General features: G+C 74.3%; 13 protein-coding genes. 4 read left to right on the top strand and 9 right to left on the bottom strand.

The annotated features are described in order from the left end of the window. Positions 1–11: 11 nt before the first annotated feature. From IE217_RS09970 to IE217_RS09955, 4 genes are all read right to left on the bottom strand, one after another. Entirely contained in the window at positions 12–2,129 is a 2,118-nt protein-coding gene (locus IE217_RS09970) for a xanthine dehydrogenase family protein molybdopterin-binding subunit (RefSeq protein WP_190177361.1), read from the bottom strand. Positions 2,130–2,269: 140 nt separating this feature from the next. After that, positions 2,270–3,262 (bottom strand): FAD binding domain-containing protein, encoded by a 993-nt coding sequence (locus tag IE217_RS09965; RefSeq protein ID WP_190177360.1) that lies wholly within the window; start codon positions 3,260–3,262, stop codon positions 2,270–2,272. Then, positions 3,259–3,903, bottom strand: a complete 645-nt coding sequence (locus IE217_RS09960; RefSeq protein ID WP_229865174.1) for a (2Fe-2S)-binding protein — start codon at positions 3,901–3,903, stop codon at positions 3,259–3,261. Before IE217_RS09960 ends, IE217_RS09965 begins: the two co-directional genes overlap by 4 nt. Positions 3,904–4,007: 104 nt before the next feature. After that, positions 4,008–5,267: a hypothetical protein gene (locus IE217_RS09955; RefSeq protein ID WP_229865173.1), complete on the bottom strand. Its 1,260-nt coding sequence runs from the start codon at positions 5,265–5,267 to the stop codon at positions 4,008–4,010. A 422-nt stretch (positions 5,268–5,689) separates the two neighbouring features. Here IE217_RS09955 and IE217_RS09950 point away from each other — a divergent pair, with 422 nt between their 5' ends. Next, positions 5,690–5,923, top strand: coding sequence for a chaplin (locus tag IE217_RS09950; RefSeq protein ID WP_190177359.1), 234 nt, complete (start codon positions 5,690–5,692; stop codon positions 5,921–5,923). 142 nt (positions 5,924–6,065) lie between these two features. Here IE217_RS09950 and IE217_RS09945 read toward each other — a convergent pair whose 3' ends face one another. The 4 genes from IE217_RS09945 to IE217_RS09930 all read right to left on the bottom strand — a co-directional run bounded on the left by IE217_RS09945 (position 6,066) and on the right by IE217_RS09930 (position 10,046). After that, positions 6,066–6,428, bottom strand: a complete 363-nt coding sequence (locus IE217_RS09945; protein WP_190177358.1) for a hypothetical protein — start codon at positions 6,426–6,428, stop codon at positions 6,066–6,068. A 72-nt stretch (positions 6,429–6,500) separates the two neighbouring features. Further along, positions 6,501–7,631, bottom strand: coding sequence for a YihY/virulence factor BrkB family protein (locus IE217_RS09940; RefSeq protein WP_190177357.1), 1,131 nt, complete (start codon positions 7,629–7,631; stop codon positions 6,501–6,503). A 304-nt stretch (positions 7,632–7,935) separates the two neighbouring features. Then, positions 7,936–9,111, bottom strand: a complete 1,176-nt coding sequence (locus IE217_RS09935) for a zinc-dependent alcohol dehydrogenase (RefSeq protein WP_190177356.1) — start codon at positions 9,109–9,111, stop codon at positions 7,936–7,938. Next, positions 9,108–10,046: an SRPBCC family protein gene (locus IE217_RS09930; protein WP_190177355.1), complete on the bottom strand. Its 939-nt coding sequence runs from the start codon at positions 10,044–10,046 to the stop codon at positions 9,108–9,110. The genes IE217_RS09935 and IE217_RS09930 overlap by 4 nt, the downstream gene beginning before the upstream one ends. A 385-nt stretch (positions 10,047–10,431) precedes the next feature. On the opposite strand from IE217_RS09930, the gene IE217_RS09925 reads away from it, so the two are divergent. The 3 genes from IE217_RS09925 (at position 10,432) to folE (ending at position 12,173) form a co-directional block, all read left to right on the top strand. After that, complete coding sequence (locus tag IE217_RS09925) at positions 10,432–10,980, top strand: DUF2231 domain-containing protein (RefSeq protein WP_190177354.1); 549 nt, start codon at positions 10,432–10,434, stop codon at positions 10,978–10,980. Positions 10,981–11,047: 67 nt separating this feature from the next. Next, positions 11,048–11,524, top strand: coding sequence for a hypothetical protein (locus IE217_RS09920; protein ID WP_190177353.1), 477 nt, complete (start codon positions 11,048–11,050; stop codon positions 11,522–11,524). Between the two features lies 1 nt (position 11,525). Further along, positions 11,526–12,173: a GTP cyclohydrolase I FolE gene (folE, locus tag IE217_RS09915; RefSeq protein ID WP_190177352.1), complete on the top strand. Its 648-nt coding sequence runs from the start codon at positions 11,526–11,528 to the stop codon at positions 12,171–12,173. 172 nt (positions 12,174–12,345) lie between these two features. On the opposite strand, the gene IE217_RS09910 is transcribed toward folE, so the two are convergent. Further along, positions 12,346–13,716, bottom strand: a complete 1,371-nt coding sequence (locus IE217_RS09910) for an FAD-dependent oxidoreductase (RefSeq protein WP_190177351.1) — start codon at positions 13,714–13,716, stop codon at positions 12,346–12,348. Positions 13,717–13,911: the final 195 nt, after the last annotated feature.

The raw sequence follows: 13,911 nt of genomic DNA, 5'->3' as shown, positions 1-13,911 counted from the left end.
CCGAGGCGTGCTCAACCCGCCAGCCCGCTCAGCACCTTGTCCGGCGTCAGGGGCGGCCGGCGGAAGCGGACGCCCGTGGCGTGGTGGACGGCGTTGCCGACGGCGGCCGCGCTGCCGACGATGCCGATCTCCCCGATTCCCTTGCTGCCCATGGGGTTGAGGTGGGTGTCGGCCTCCTCGATCCAGTGGGCCTCGATCTCGGGCACGTCGGCGTTCACCGGCACGTGGTACGACGCCAGGTCCGACTCCGCGAAGTCGCCGAAGGCCGCGTCCATCGTGCTGCCCTCGGTCAGCGCCATGCCGAGCCCCATGATCATGCCGCCGATGAACTGGGAGCGCGCGGTACGGGCGTTGAGGATGCGCCCGGCCGCGAAGACGCCGAGCATCCTGCGCACCCGGACCTCCCCGGTGACCGTGTCCACGGCGGCCTCGGCGAAGTGCGCCCCGAAGGCGTGGCGCGCGTAGGAGCTCTCCGCGTCGGCCTGGCCCGCGGTGTCCGCGCGGGCGCTCAGCCCGGTCCCCGGCGGCGGCCCGGCGTGGTCGGCGAGCCGTGCCGCCAGCCGTACGCACGCCTCGTGCACGGCCCAGCCCCAGGAGGCGGTGCCCGAGGAGCCGCCCGCCAGCGGTGCCGAGGGCAGGTCGCTGCTGCCCACCTCGGTCCGCACCCGCTCCAGCGACACCCCGAGGGAGTCCGCCGCGACCTGGGCCAGCACGGTACGGGCCCCGGTGCCGATGTCGGTGGCGTTGATCCGCACCACGAAGGAGCCGTCGGGCAGCGCCCGCGCCTCGGCGGTGGACGCGGCGACCTGCACGGGATAGGTGGCCGCGGCCACGCCCGTGCCGATCAGCAGCGGGCCCTCGGCGCGGGACCCGGGCCGCGGATCGCGCCGCGCCCACCCGAAGCGTCGGGCGCCCTCCCGCAGGCACTCCACGAGATGGCGGCTGCTGAACGGCTTGCCGGTGTCCGGCTCGCGGTCGGGCTCGTTGCGGATCCGCAGCTCCACCGGGTCCATGCCGAGCTCGGTCGCCAGCTCGTCCACGGCGGACTCCAGCACGTACATCCCGGGCGCCTCGCCGGGCGCGCGCATCCACGACGGGGTGGGCACGTCGAGCGGTACGACACGGTGGGCGGTACGGCTGTGCGGCGCGGCGTACATGACGCGCGCGGGGACCGCGGCCTGCTCGACGAACTCCTTGACGCGCGAGGTGTACGTGGCGACCTCGTGGGTCAGCGAGGTCAGGCGGCCGTCGGCCGTCGCGCCCATCCGGACGCGGTGCAGCGTGGGCGCCCGGTGCCCGACGACGGCCGGCATGAACCGCCGGGGCAGGGCCACGGTCACCGGACGGCCGGTGTGCCGCGAGGCCATCGTGGCCAGTACGACGTCGGGGCGCGGGGTGCCCTTGGAGCCGAAGCCCCCGCCGACGTGGTCGGCCACCACGGTGATCCGGTCCTCGGGCAGCCCGAACAGTGCGGCGAGCGTGTCGCGCACGGTGGTGCCGCCCTGGCTGGAGGTGTGGACGGTGAGCCGGTCGCGCTCCCGGTCCCAGTGCGCCGTGCTGGTGTGCGGTTCCATGGGGTGGTTGTGCAGGGGCGGCACCTCGTACGCCACGTCGACACGGACCTCGGCCGAGTCGAAGGCGCTCGCCGGGTGGCCGTGTTCGCGCACGCCCGGCTGGCCCGCGTTGGCGTCCTCGGGCTCGTAGGCCTCCGGGTGGTCCGCCGTGAGCGTGACGTCGTGGGCCTCCTCGGCGTACTCGACGCGGACGGCCGCCGCCCCCGCCCGGGCCGCCTCCAGCGTCTCGGCCACCACCAGCGCGACGAACCAGCCCCGGTGCGGCACGTGCGGATCCTGGAGCACGGCGAGCGTCGCGTCCTCGGGATCCGCGAGCCGGGGGGCGTTGTCGTGGGTGAGCACCGCGAGCACGCCGGGCACCGCGAGGGCGGCCGACGCGTCCACGGCAGTCACCCGGCCCCGGGCGATCGCGGCGGGCACGGGCCGGGCGTGGGCGCGGCCGGGCAGCGGGTGCTCGGCGGCGTAACGGGCCGCGCCGGTCACCTTCAGGCGGCCTTCACGGCGCTCGGCGGGAGTGCCCAGCGAGGTTCCCGGCGAGGTACCGGTGGGGGCCATGGGGTCCTCCTGTGACGGTCGGCGTGCCGCTTCGGCTCGGTTCGGTCCGGCTTGCGGCCGGCTCGGTTCGCTCCGGCCTGCGGCCGGCTCGGTTCGGTCCGGCTCCCGGCCGGCGCACGCAGGTCCGGCTTGCGGCCCGGTCACGCGGCGCCGGCCCGTGCCAGCCGGGTCAGCACGTCCACGGCGAGGGCGCGGGCGAGCGGCACCTTGTAGGCGTTGTCCCGCAGGGGCCGGGCCGCGGCGAGCTCGGCGTCGACGGCGCGTTCGAACGCCTGGGCCGTGGCGGGGCCGCCCACCAGCGCCTCCTCGGCCCGCGCCGCGCGCCAGGGCCGGTGGGCCAGGCCACCGAAGGCGAGCCCCGCCTGCGCGACGGCGCCGTCCGACACCCGCAGCACCGCCGCCACCGACGCCAGCGCGAACGCGTACGAGGCCCGGTCGCGGGCCTTGCGGTAGGCCGAGGGCACCCGGCCGGTGGCCGTCGGCAGCACCACGCCGGTGATCAGCTCGCCCGGCCGGATCACCGTGTCCCGTTCCGGGTGGTCCCCGGGCAGCCGGTGGAACTCCGCCGCCGGCACCTCGCGGCCCCCCTCGTCGCCGTAGAGTTCCACGCGCGCGTCCAGGGCGGCCAGGGCCACGGCCATGTCGGAGGGGTGCGTGGCGATGCACTGCTCGGACCAGCCCAGCACCGCGTGGTCGCGGTGCACCCCCTCGCGGGCGCCGCAGCCGGTGCCGGGCTCGCGCTTGTTGCACGGCTTGGACAGGTCCTGGAAGTAGGGGCAGCGGGTGCGTTGCAGCAGGTTGCCGCCGGTGGTCGCCGCGTTGCGCAACTGGCCGGAGGCGCCCGCCAGCAGCGCCTGGGACAGCGCGGGGTAGCGGTCGCGGACCAGGGGGTGCGCGGCCAGGTCGCTGTTGCGGACCGTGGCGCCCACCCGCAGCGAGCCGTCGGGCAGCTCCTCCACCCGGTCCAGGGGCAGCCGGGAGACGTCCACGAGCACGTCCGGCCGCTCCACGCCCAGCTTCATCAGGTCCACGAGGTTGGTGCCGCCGCCCAGGTAGCGTGCGCCGGGCCGCGCCGCGAACGCCCGCGCCGCCTCCTCGACGCTCGTGGCCCGTACGTATCCGAACGACCTCACCGGATCACGCCCTCGGTCCGCCCGGCCGCGTCCTGTCCGGCCGCGTCCCGTACCGCCTCGACGATGCGCGGGTAGGCGCCGCACCGGCACAGGTTGCCGCTGAGGCGTTCCCGGATCTCCGCACGGTCAAGGGGGACCGGCCGGCCGGACGGCAGCGCCGGGTCGGTGACGTGGGAGGGGTGGCCGGCCGCGGCCTCGCTCATGGCGCCGGCCGCGGAGCAGATCTGGCCGGGTGTGCAGTAGCCGCACTGGAAGGCGTCGCGGTCGAGGAAGGCCCGCTGGAGCGGGTGCAGCTCCTCGCCGTCGCCGGCCAGGCCCTCGATGGTGGTGATCTCGCTGCCGTCCAGGGACACCGCGAGCAGCAGACAGCTGTTCATCCGGCGCCCGTCCACGAGCACGGTGCAGGCCCCGCACTGCCCGTGGTCGCAGCCCTTCTTCGAGCCGGTGAGATCCAGGTCCTCGCGCAGGACGTCCAGCAGGACGCGCCGGTGGTCGACGAGGAGGGTGTGGGGCTTGCCGTTGACCCGCAGGGTCGTCGCGGACCGGTGCTCGGGCGGCGGCCCGGCACCCGCTCCGCGCGGGGCGCCGCCGCCTCCGCCGCTCGGTCCGCCGCTCGTGCTGTCGTGCATGTCGCTGCCCATGACGTGGATGACCTTCCGGACGCGCCGTGGTGCCGTGCGACCCGCGTATCCAGGCTGCGGCGGCTGACACGTCCGGGGCCGGCCGGACGGCGTGGGGCGGCGGTTCAGCCGTCGCCCGACGAGCGGGCGGCGGGGTCACCGGCGGCGGGGGCCTCAGGCGCCTCGGGCGCCGGCCCGCCGGCCGCCGCCGGTTCCGCGCTGCCGGGGCCCTTCCCGCCGGCGGCGGCCGTGCCCTCGGTGTCCGCGGTCAGGGGCCCGGCTCCCGGCCGCAGGGACAGTGCCGTGCCCCTGAGCCGCTCCAGGCCGCGGGCCAGCTGCTGGAAAGGCGATCCCGTGGCCGCGCGCGCCCGCCTCCTCGCGGGCGGGATCCTGCCGGCCCCCGCTTCCTGGTACGCGGCCAGGGCCTCGTGGGCGCGCTCGGCCGCGTCGCGGTAGAGGTCGCGGGACTTCGTCATGGCGTCGAGGGCCTCGGAGTACATGGTCACGAACTCGCGCGCCCGCGCCAGTTCCTCCTCCAGCGTCCGCAGGTGCCACTGCTCCCGCAGCGCGTTCAGGGCGTCGCCGGCCCCGGGCGGCAGCGGCCGCGGCAGCGCGGCGAAACGCGTGACGGCGTCGAGGAGTTCGGTGGGCTCGCTGCCGTCCAGGAACACGCTGCGCACGGAGAACTCCCGCGCGTCGTGGCCGGCCGGCGGCGGGCTGCCCGGCAGGACCACCGCGCCGCCGCGCGGCACCCGGGTGCCGAAGTCGTCCAGCACCCAGTTGACGGCCCGCAGGCGGTGCGGCGCCGCGCGGTGCTCCACGACCCGGTGCCGCAGCCCCTCGGGCAGCAGCCGCACCAGGGCCGGGCGGCCGCGCTCGTCGGGGGTCATGGCCTCGTGGACGACGACGTGGACGGCCCAGGTGTCCCGGAGCGCGTGCCGCAGCACGCGCCGCAGGTCCTTGTCGTCGTCCGGCAGGTGGCTGACATCGCCCAGGGGCAGCCCGGTGACCGCCTCGCGGTCCCAGCCCGCGTCGGGTTCCGGCGGCCAGAACATCGTGGCGGGGGAGGGCCAGTGCGGCTCCCAGGGCCGTTCCGCCTCCGCGACCAGCACCCACTCCCGGTCCTCGCCCGGGCCGGCGGGAGGGAACAGGGCGAGCCGGGCGCGCACCGTCACCTCGTCCGGCACCACCCAGCGGGCCTCGAAGACATGGCCCTGCGCCGGGTCGACGTCGTCGGGCTCCACATGACTGTGGAGCACCCCGGCGGCCTGGAGTCCGGCGAGGCGGCGCCGTACGGCGTCCTCGGCGGCCGGCCCGGCATGGCGGCCGCGGGCCGGCCACACCGTGGGCGGGATCGTGGTGCGGGAGGCGGGAGAGTTCGACATGGGCCAATCTGCGGGCGAGGTCGGAGGTCGGCTCCCAGTATCGCCAACGCGGATCATGATCGGTGGCGCGGGGGCCCGTGCCGGCCAGGTCCGGCGGCTGTGGCGCGGCCCGCCCGAAGTGCCCCGGGCGGCGGCGGGGGGCGGGTGTCCGTGGAGGTCAGCGCGGGGCCGGCCCGGTTGCGCGGCGCTGCGCGCCGCAGGGTCCGTCCGTCCGGCCGCGGGCCCGGGCGGTGGGCGCGGCGCGGGAGTCGCGTTGACGGCGCTTCGCGGGCGGCGCGGGAGGCCTTCCGGCTTCCCCGTTCGGTCCATTCCCGCCCTGGGAGGCTGACAGTCCTACTCCGTTCGGCCTCTGGTCGCTGTCCTAAGGCTCGACGGGACCTCACGGTGGAACCACATGTTCCGACGAACGACAGGAGCTTTCCATGCGGATCCGTATGACCGCCGCCGCGGTTCTGGCCGGTGCGGCCCTGATGACGTGCGCGGGAACGGCGGCCGCCGACACCGGCGCGAACGCCGTTTCCGCCGGGAACCCCGGTGTCCTCTCCGGCAACGTCATCCAGATCCCCGTCGACCTCGGCCTGAACCTGTGCGGCAACACGGTCAACGTGCTCGGCGCGCTCAACCCGGCCGTCGGCAACGTGTGCATGAGCAAGTAGCGAGCGACGCACGACGAGTCACGCGCAAGGACGGCCCCGGCCGGTGCGGGCACCGCACCGGCCGCCCGGCGGAACGAGCCGCGCCCCCTGCCAAGGGGCGCGGCTCGTTCGCGTCAAGGGCCCGGGCGGCCGGGGTGGCAGGCTACGGGCTCTCCTCGCCCTCGCCGGGGTGGGGTTCGGCGCCCGCGATGGTGTCCGGGTAGCCCGCCTCCTCGCTGCCGTCGTCGGCGCCCGGCCGGACGCCGCTGCGGGCGCCGGGCTGGCCTCCGCTGGTCGTGCCGTAGCCGCCGCGGACGCCGGGCGTGCTGTCCGCGTCGGCCTGCTCACGGCTGATGTGCCGGGTGGCGCGCACATTGGCGTGCCGCTCCGGATACGGGTAGTCGAAGGGACGGGAAGCGGCGCGCTCCTCCTCCCTCCGCTCCATTTCGCTCTGCTGGTCCGGCGCGCTCCGCTGGGTGCCGCGCCGGTCGTCGGGGGAATCGGGGGTGTCGCGGTGAGGGGTCATGGCCGCCGGGTACCCCAGGGGCTCGGCGGCCATGTGACCGTACGCCTGCCGGCCGGGCGACCGCGCGGCCGCTCAGCAGCCGTCCTCCATACGCCGCTGGTCCTGCTCGTCCCAGGTGCGGGTGTCCCGCGGTTCCACATAGGGCTCGCTGTCCGCCGGGTGGCCGCCGTCGATCACCCTCTGCCGGGCCATCTCGGCGTCGAACTCCAGGCCGAGCAGGATGGCCAGGTTCGTGACCCACAGCCACACGAGGAAGACGATGACGCCGGCCAGGGTGCCGTACGTCTTGTTGTACGAGCCGAAGTTCGCCACGTAGAAGGCGAAGCCCGCGGAGGCGGCCAGCCAGATCAGCAGGGCCAGCAGGCTGCCCGGGGTGATCCACCGGACGCCCCGCACCTTGGCGTTGGGCGTGGCCCAGTACAGCAGCGCGATCATCATCGTGACCAGAACGACCAGCACCGGCCACTTCGCGATGGACCACGCGGTCAGGCCCGCGTCGCCCAGGCCGAGCGCCGTGCCGGCCTGCCGGGCCAGGGTGCCGGTGAAGACGACGATCAGCGAACTGGCGACGGCCAGCAGCATCAGGCTCACGGTCAGCGCCAGCCGCAGCGGCAGCACCTTCCACACCGGGCGCCCCTCGGGCACGTCGTAGACCGCGTTGGCGGCACGGATGAACGCGGCGACGTAGCCCGACGCCGACCACACCGCGCCCAGCAGGCCCACGACGGCCAGCAGGGAACCGACGCCCGCGTGGTTCTGCAACTGGTGCACCGCGTTGGTGATGATGTCGCGCGCGGAGCCGGGGGCGAGCTTGCGCAGGTTGTTCAGCACCTGCTGGGTGGCCGACTGGCCGGCGACGCCGAGCAGGGAGACCAGGACCAGCAGTGCCGGGAACAGCGACAGCACACCGTAGTACGTCAGCGCGGCGGCGCGGTCGGTCAGTTCGTCGTCCTGGAACTCCTTGAGGACCCTGCGGAACACCGCCAGCCAGGACCGTCCGGGCAGGTCGGTGGGGGAGTCCGGGGCCTCCGCCTCGGCCGACGGGTCAGGGCCGACGGCCTCGGGCTCCGTGGCCCGTTCCGGCTCCCGTTCCGGCTCCCGCTCCGCGCCGCGCGCGGGTGCTCGCCCCTCGTCCCCGGCGCGGGCGGGGGCGTCCTTGCCGCTGGAATGATCCCGGTGACCGGGAAGGTGCAGACGGTTCATGCTGTCCGGGTGTCCCGAGCGGCGGCAAACACGCCTGACGCGTGCCGTCCCGCGGGCCGACGAGGGGCCGCACGGGCGCGATGGGCGGGTCGGACGGGCGCGACGCGCGGGTCGTACGGAGCGCCCGGCGCGCGTCACGCACGGGACGCGCCCGGCGCACACGGTGTGTGCGGCGCGCACTCGTACCCGCCGCCGCGCACCCGTGTCCCCGCCCCGGTGACCGCTTCCACAATGGGTCGCCGGACGGGGCACGCCCTCCATCCGCATAGGGGCGTGCCCCGTCCGGCCCGGCCAGTTCGTGGCCTCAGGGCGTGAGGACGACCTTCTCGCAGCCGTCCTCCTTGTTCTTGAACAGCTCGTAGCCGCGCGGCGCCTCGGACAGGGGCAGACGGTGGGTGATCACCCGCGTGGGATCGATCCTGCGCTGCTCGATCAGCCGGAGCAGCTGCTTCATGTACCGGTGCACATGGCACTGCCCGGCCCGCAGCGTCAGCGACCTGTTCATCCACGCGCCCGCCGGGAACTTGTCGAGCAGCCCGCCGTAGACGCCGACGACCGACACGATGCCGCCGCTGCGGCAGGACGTGATCGCCTGGCGCAGCGCGTGCGGCCGGCCGGTCTCGGAGCGCACCGCCTGCTTGGCCCTGTCGTACAGCCGGACGTGGGTGGCGCCGTGGGTGGCCTCGAGGCCGACCGCGTCGACGCACTTGTCCGGGCCCCGGCCGCCGGTCAGCTCCAGCAGCGCCGAGCGCACGTCGACGTCCTCGAAGTCGATCGTCGTGTACCCCTCGGCGGCCGCCATCTCGAGCCGGTACGTCTCCTTGTCGATGGCGATGACGCGTTCGGCGCCGAGCACCCGGGCGCTGTCCATCGCGAACTGGCCCACCGGCCCCGCGCCCCACACGGCGACCACGTCGCCCTCCTGGATGTCGCACATCTCGGCGCCCATGTAGCCGGTGGGCAGGATGTCGGACAGGAACAGCACCTGCTCGTCGGTGAGGTCCGACTCGATCTTCAGGGCGTTGACGTCGGCGAGCACCACGCGCGCGTACTGCGCCTGCCCGCCGGCGAAACCGCCGGTGAGGTGGGAGTAGCCGTAGATGCCGGCCGTGGGGTGGCCGAAGAACTTCTCCGCCAGCCCGGCGTTGGGGTTGGTGTTCTCGCAGCAGGAGTACAGCTCGGCCCGGCAGGACGCGCAGGCTCCGCAGGCGATCGGGAAGGGCACGACGACCCGGTCGCCGGGGCGCAGCTTGCCGTCGGTCATGCCGGGGCCGGTCTCCACGACCTCGCCCATGAACTCGTGGCCGAGGACGTCGCCGTCCTGCATGGTGGGGACGTAGCCGTCGAGCAGGTGCAGGTCGGAGCCGCAGATCGCGGTGGAGGTGACCCGCACGATCGCGTCGCGGCTGTTGAGGAGCGCGGGCTCGGGTACGTCCCGCACCTCGACCGAGTCGGGTCCGGCCCAGCAGTTGGCCTTCACGAGCGGACCTCCCTCAGTTCGTCCTCGGTCAGGGGCTGCGCGGGGTGCTGCGGGAACTCCGCCCGGGCCCGCTTGCCGCCCGGGGCGCCCTCGGAGCGGATCACCTCGCCGGCCTCGGCGATCTGCTTGAAGCGCCTGAGGTCGTCGTCCAACTGCTGGTGCGGCTCCTCGCCGAAGTAGCGCGCGACCGCCCTGCCGAGCGGGCCGGCCGGCAGCGAGTAGCGCAGGGTCACCTGCACCTCGGTGCCGTGCCCTCCGGGCGCGGGGTGGAAGCGGACCTCGCCCGAGTTGCCCACGACGGCGCCCTGCGCCGAGCGCCAGGCGATGAGCTGGCCGGGCACGTCCTGGGTGGTCTCGGCGTCCCACTCGACCGTCCTGCCGAAGGGCGCGCTCGCCGTCCAGTGGCTGGTGCGGGGGCCGGTGATGCGCACCTCCGCCAGATGGGCCATGAACTCCGGGAGCCGCTCCAGGCCGCTCCACAGCTCGTAGGTCTCGTCCGGATGCTTGGCGACGGTCGTGGCGGCGGTCAGTTCGACGGGCGTGCGCCAGCGGGTCCGGGTCACGGCCGCGTAGACGTCCGCCGCGGTGACGGCGGCGGTGCCCGCGGTGGCGGCGGCGGTCCGGGCGACGCCCCGGCCGTCGTGCCGGCGCAGGGCGGTGGCCAGCAGGGTGAGGTCGACGAGGTCGCCGCCCACCCTGCTCCACAGCCAGGCCGGGTGCGGCCGTCCCAGCAGGCCGGCCGCGGCCGTCAGCTCGCGGACGCCGACCGCGACGGTGGCCATGCGCTGCCGGGGCCCGTCCGCGAGCCCGAGTTGCCGGACGAACCCGCCGGGCGTGGCCACCTGGGGCACGCCCAGCAGGGCGCTCGCCAGGCCGAGGCCGCGGACCAGCGGATCGTGGCGCAGGGCCGTGGGGGCACTGGTGTCTGTCGTCATCGCCTGCTCCCGCGTGAAGTCGTCAGGGGCGCATCCGTCCGCCGGGAAGTGCACAGCGGTCGAGAAAGGTGCACGGCGGTCATCACGGACAACAAGGCCGGGGTTTCCGCGCGGCCCCGCTTCCAAACGGCACCGGAGCCGAAGACGGCACCGGACCGCGCCGCGTCGGCCCGCGCGGTCCGGCCCGCTGCACCGGGACGGGCCGGCGGAGGCGGTGGCGCTGCCGACCGCGTCGGCCAGAGTCGGCCGATCGGAAGCCGTAAGACCGCCGTTACTCCCATGCCTGTGGGCACAAGAGTTCCTGTCCTCCTTTTTTCCTGCACATCTTGACGGCCATCCGCAATAAGGCCAAGATTTATTAGTGAAACCAGAAGAGGAGGTCGCGATGACTGACGCATCACGGCTCCAGGCGAAGCGTCCTGTCAGTGCCTCGCTGGCCGGCCCGTACGGCCACCCGTTCCACCCGATCCTGGTCACCGTGCCGATCGGCGCCTGGGTGACCAGCCTGGTGTTCGACATCGCTTCCCACGTGGTCGGCCGGCCGGGTTTCCTGACCCAGGGCTCGCAGTGGCTGATCGCGGTAGGGGTGATCGGCGCCCTGCTGGCGGCCATGGTCGGCTTCCTCGACCTGTTCGCCATCCCGACCGGCACCCCGGCCTTTCGCACCGCCCTGGTCCACATGACGCTGAACCTGCTGGTGACCATCGCCTACGCGGTCAACTTCCTGTGGCGCTACAGCACCTACACCGGCGGGGGGAGCGTCGGCTGGGGCAGGCTCGTCCTGTCCGCCGTGAGCATCGTCGCGCTGGGGGTCTCGGGATTCCTCGGCGGCAAGCTGGCGTACCGCTACGGCGTCCGCGTCGCCGACGAGAACACCCAGGCCGAGGGCTACACGCCCGGAGCCGGCGCGCGGAGCGCCCGCCCTGCCGCCTGAGGCCGCAGGTCCCGCACCAAGGGCCGGCGTGCTCCGGCCGCTACATCACATCGATGGGGAGTTCCTCATGGACATCGCCGCACTGATCACCTGGGTGATCACCGCCCTCGGCGGCTTCTACATGCTCGGCACCTGGATCCAACGCGGCGGAGTCCGCCAGCAGCAGACCGGCACCAGCCGCCTTCCCGCCCCCGTGATCTTCGGCCACTTCGCCCTGGCGGCGATCGGACTGGTGGTGTGGATCATCTACCTGGTCGCCGACAAGAGCTCTCTGGCCTGGACCTCCTTCGGCCTGTTGCTGCCCGTCGCCCTGCTGGGATTCGTGATGCTGGCCCGCTGGATCCCCGTCTACCGTGACCGTGCCGCCGCCGCTGCGGGACCGGCCGCCGCTGCGGGACCGGCCGCCGCAGCGGTCCCGGGGGCCGGCGGGACCGTCCCCGCCGAACGTCACTTCCCTGTACCGGTCGTCCTGGCCCACGGCCTGTTCGCCGTGGCGACCCTCGTCCTGGTCCTGCTCACCGCCCTCGGCATCGGAGGAAGCTGAGATGACCGAGCGCCCGCAGCACGCCACCGCCCGAATACGCCCCGACGACGCGGCTCCCGCCCGGCCCGCCCTGCGGGTCGTGCACGAGCCTGCCGGCATCGACCTGGCCGCCGCGGAAGAAGCGGCCGGCCGGTTCCTCAACGCCCTCGGGATCTCCACCGCCTCCGAGAGCCTGCGCGGCACGCCGGGCCGCATGGTCCGCGCCTACGCCGAACTGTTCAGCCCCCGCCCGTTCGACCTGACCACCTTCCCCAACGACGAGGGCTACGACGAACTCGTCCTGGCCCGCCGCATACCCGTCCGGTCGGTGTGCGAGCACCACCTGCTGCCCTTCGTCGGCACCGCCCACGTCGGCTACCTGCCGGGCGCCCGCATCCTGGGCCTGTCCAAACTCGCCCGCGTCGTCGAGCACTTCGCCTGCCGTCCGCAGGTCCAGGAACGCCTGACCAAGCAGGTCGCCGACTGGCTCCAGACCCACCTCGAACCGAAGGGCGTGGGCGTGGTCATCGAAGCCGAGCACTCGTGCATGACCCTGCGCGGCGTCCAGGCCACCGGCTCCACCACCATGACCTCGACCCTGCTCGGCCTGCTCCGCTCCGACGCCCGCTCCCGCAGCGAGTTCCTCGCCCTGACCGGCGCCGCCTCGTAATTCCCCGGGTGCGGACCCCCCGGTCCGCCGTAGGCGGCCTCCCGCGGGCCGGTACCGTCGGCCACCTGGCCAGGGGCGTCCTCCAGATGACCTGGCGGGAGCGGACCGCCCGCTCCCGCCGGGCCGGGCAGGTGCCCGCACCGCCGGGCCCGGCCTCGGGCCCGGAGCGAGGTCAGGGCCGGACGCCGCTCTCGCGGAGCATGTCCTCGCGTTCGACGATCTTCACGCGTTCGCGGCCCTGCGGCTCGCCCAGGGCCCGCTCTGCGGCGTCCAGTCGGTACCAGCCCTCCCAGGTGGTCCAGCGGACGCCGTGCTCGGCGAGGAAGGCGTCGACGGCCTCCGGCTCGGGCGCGGCCGGGGTGTGCAGGCGCCCGTTCGCGTGGTCGTCCAGCAGGCTGGCGACCGTCTCGTTGGCGTCGCCCTTGGTGTGGCCGATCAGGCCGACCGGGCCGCGCCGGATCCAGCCGGTGACGTACGTGGACCGCACGTGCTCCCCGGTCTCGGCGATGACGCGGCCGCCCTCGTCCGGGACCGTGCCCGACTCCAGGTCCCAGGGCAGCTTGGGCAGGGCGTCGGAGAGGTAGCCCACCGCGCGGTAGACGGCCGTGACGTCCCAGTCCTTGAACTCGCCGGTGCCCTTGACGTTGCCCGTGCCGTCGAGCGCGGTGCGCTCGGTGCGCAGGCCGACGACCCTGCCGTCCTCGCCGAGGATCTCGGTGGGCGACTCGAAGAAGTGCAGGAACAGCTTGTGCGGCCGGCCGCCGACGTCGCGGATCGCCCAGTTCTCCAGGGTCTTGGCGACCATGTCGGCCTGCTTGTTGCCGCGCCGGGTCTCGATCGAGCCCTCGTCGTAGTCGATGTCCTCGGGGTCGACGATCACTTCGATGTTCGGCGAGTGGTCCAGCTCGCGCAGCTCCATCGGGCTGAACTTCGCCTGCGCCGGGCCGCGCCGCCCGAAGACGTGGATCTCCCGCGCCCGGTTGGCCTTCAGGCCCTCGTGGACGTTCGGCGGGATCTCCGTGGGCAGCAGTTCGTCGGCCGTCTTGGCCAGGATGCGGGCCACGTCGAGGGCGACGTTGCCGACGCCGAGCACGGCGACCTTCTCGGCCTCCAGCGGCCAGGTGCGCGGCACGTCCGGGTGGCCGTCGTACCAGGAGACGAAGTCGGCGGCGCCGTAGGACCCGTCGAGGCCGATGCCGGGGATGGGCAGCGCGCGGTCGGCGGTGGCACCGGTGGAGAAGATCACGGCGTCGTAGAACGCGCGCAGGTCGTCCAGGCTGATGTCACGGGGGTAGTCGACGTTGCCGAACAGCCGGATCTGCGGCTTGTCGAGCACCTGGTGCAGGGCCGTCACGATGCCCTTGATCCGGGGGTGGTCGGGGGCGACGCCGTAGCGGATCAGGCCGAACGGGGCCGGCATCCGCTCGAAGAGGTCGACGGACACGCCCGGCTCGGCGGCCGCGTAGGACTTGAGCAGGGCGTCGGCGGCGTAGATCCCGGCGGGGCCGGCTCCCACGATGGCTACCCGCAGGGGGCGGGGCATGGTCAGGTTCCCTTCGAGCGGCGATGAACGACTCGACGGAAACCCTAAGCTAAGGCAAGCCTAAGTCGGTACGGGGGTCCGGTCTATGAGGTCATAAGGCTCGCTTATGACAAGTCAAAGCAAACCTGGGGAGTGCGGGCACGAGCAGCAAAAGGATGGGGCCGGACGCCGCCCACCTCCCCAGGACGGCGGCGT

The sequence above is a fragment of the Streptomyces naganishii JCM 4654 genome (assembly GCF_014650575.1).
GTDB classification, from domain to species: domain Bacteria; phylum Actinomycetota; class Actinomycetes; order Streptomycetales; family Streptomycetaceae; genus Streptomyces; species Streptomyces naganishii.
Note: the sequence above shows the minus strand (reverse complement) of the source record. Positions and strands in the feature narration are given on the sequence as shown.

Coding starts and splice junctions, on each gene's coding strand:
- IE217_RS09970 (WP_190177361.1), bottom strand. CDS start 2,129: ATGGCCCCCACCGGTACCTCGCCGGGAACCTCGCTGGGCACTCCCGCC.
- IE217_RS09960 (WP_229865174.1), bottom strand. CDS start 3,903: ATGGGCAGCGACATGCACGACAGCACGAGCGGCGGACCGAGCGGCGGA.
- IE217_RS09955 (WP_229865173.1), bottom strand. CDS start 5,267: ATGTCGAACTCTCCCGCCTCCCGCACCACGATCCCGCCCACGGTGTGG.
- IE217_RS09950 (WP_190177359.1), top strand. CDS start 5,690: ATGCGGATCCGTATGACCGCCGCCGCGGTTCTGGCCGGTGCGGCCCTG.
- IE217_RS09945 (WP_190177358.1), bottom strand. CDS start 6,428: ATGACCCCTCACCGCGACACCCCCGATTCCCCCGACGACCGGCGCGGC.
- IE217_RS09940 (WP_190177357.1), bottom strand. CDS start 7,631: ATGAACCGTCTGCACCTTCCCGGTCACCGGGATCATTCCAGCGGCAAG.
- IE217_RS09930 (WP_190177355.1), bottom strand. CDS start 10,046: ATGACGACAGACACCAGTGCCCCCACGGCCCTGCGCCACGATCCGCTG.
- IE217_RS09925 (WP_190177354.1), top strand. CDS start 10,432: ATGACTGACGCATCACGGCTCCAGGCGAAGCGTCCTGTCAGTGCCTCG.
- IE217_RS09920 (WP_190177353.1), top strand. CDS start 11,048: ATGGACATCGCCGCACTGATCACCTGGGTGATCACCGCCCTCGGCGGC.
- folE (WP_190177352.1), top strand. CDS start 11,526: ATGACCGAGCGCCCGCAGCACGCCACCGCCCGAATACGCCCCGACGAC.
- IE217_RS09910 (WP_190177351.1), bottom strand. CDS start 13,716: ATGCCCCGCCCCCTGCGGGTAGCCATCGTGGGAGCCGGCCCCGCCGGG.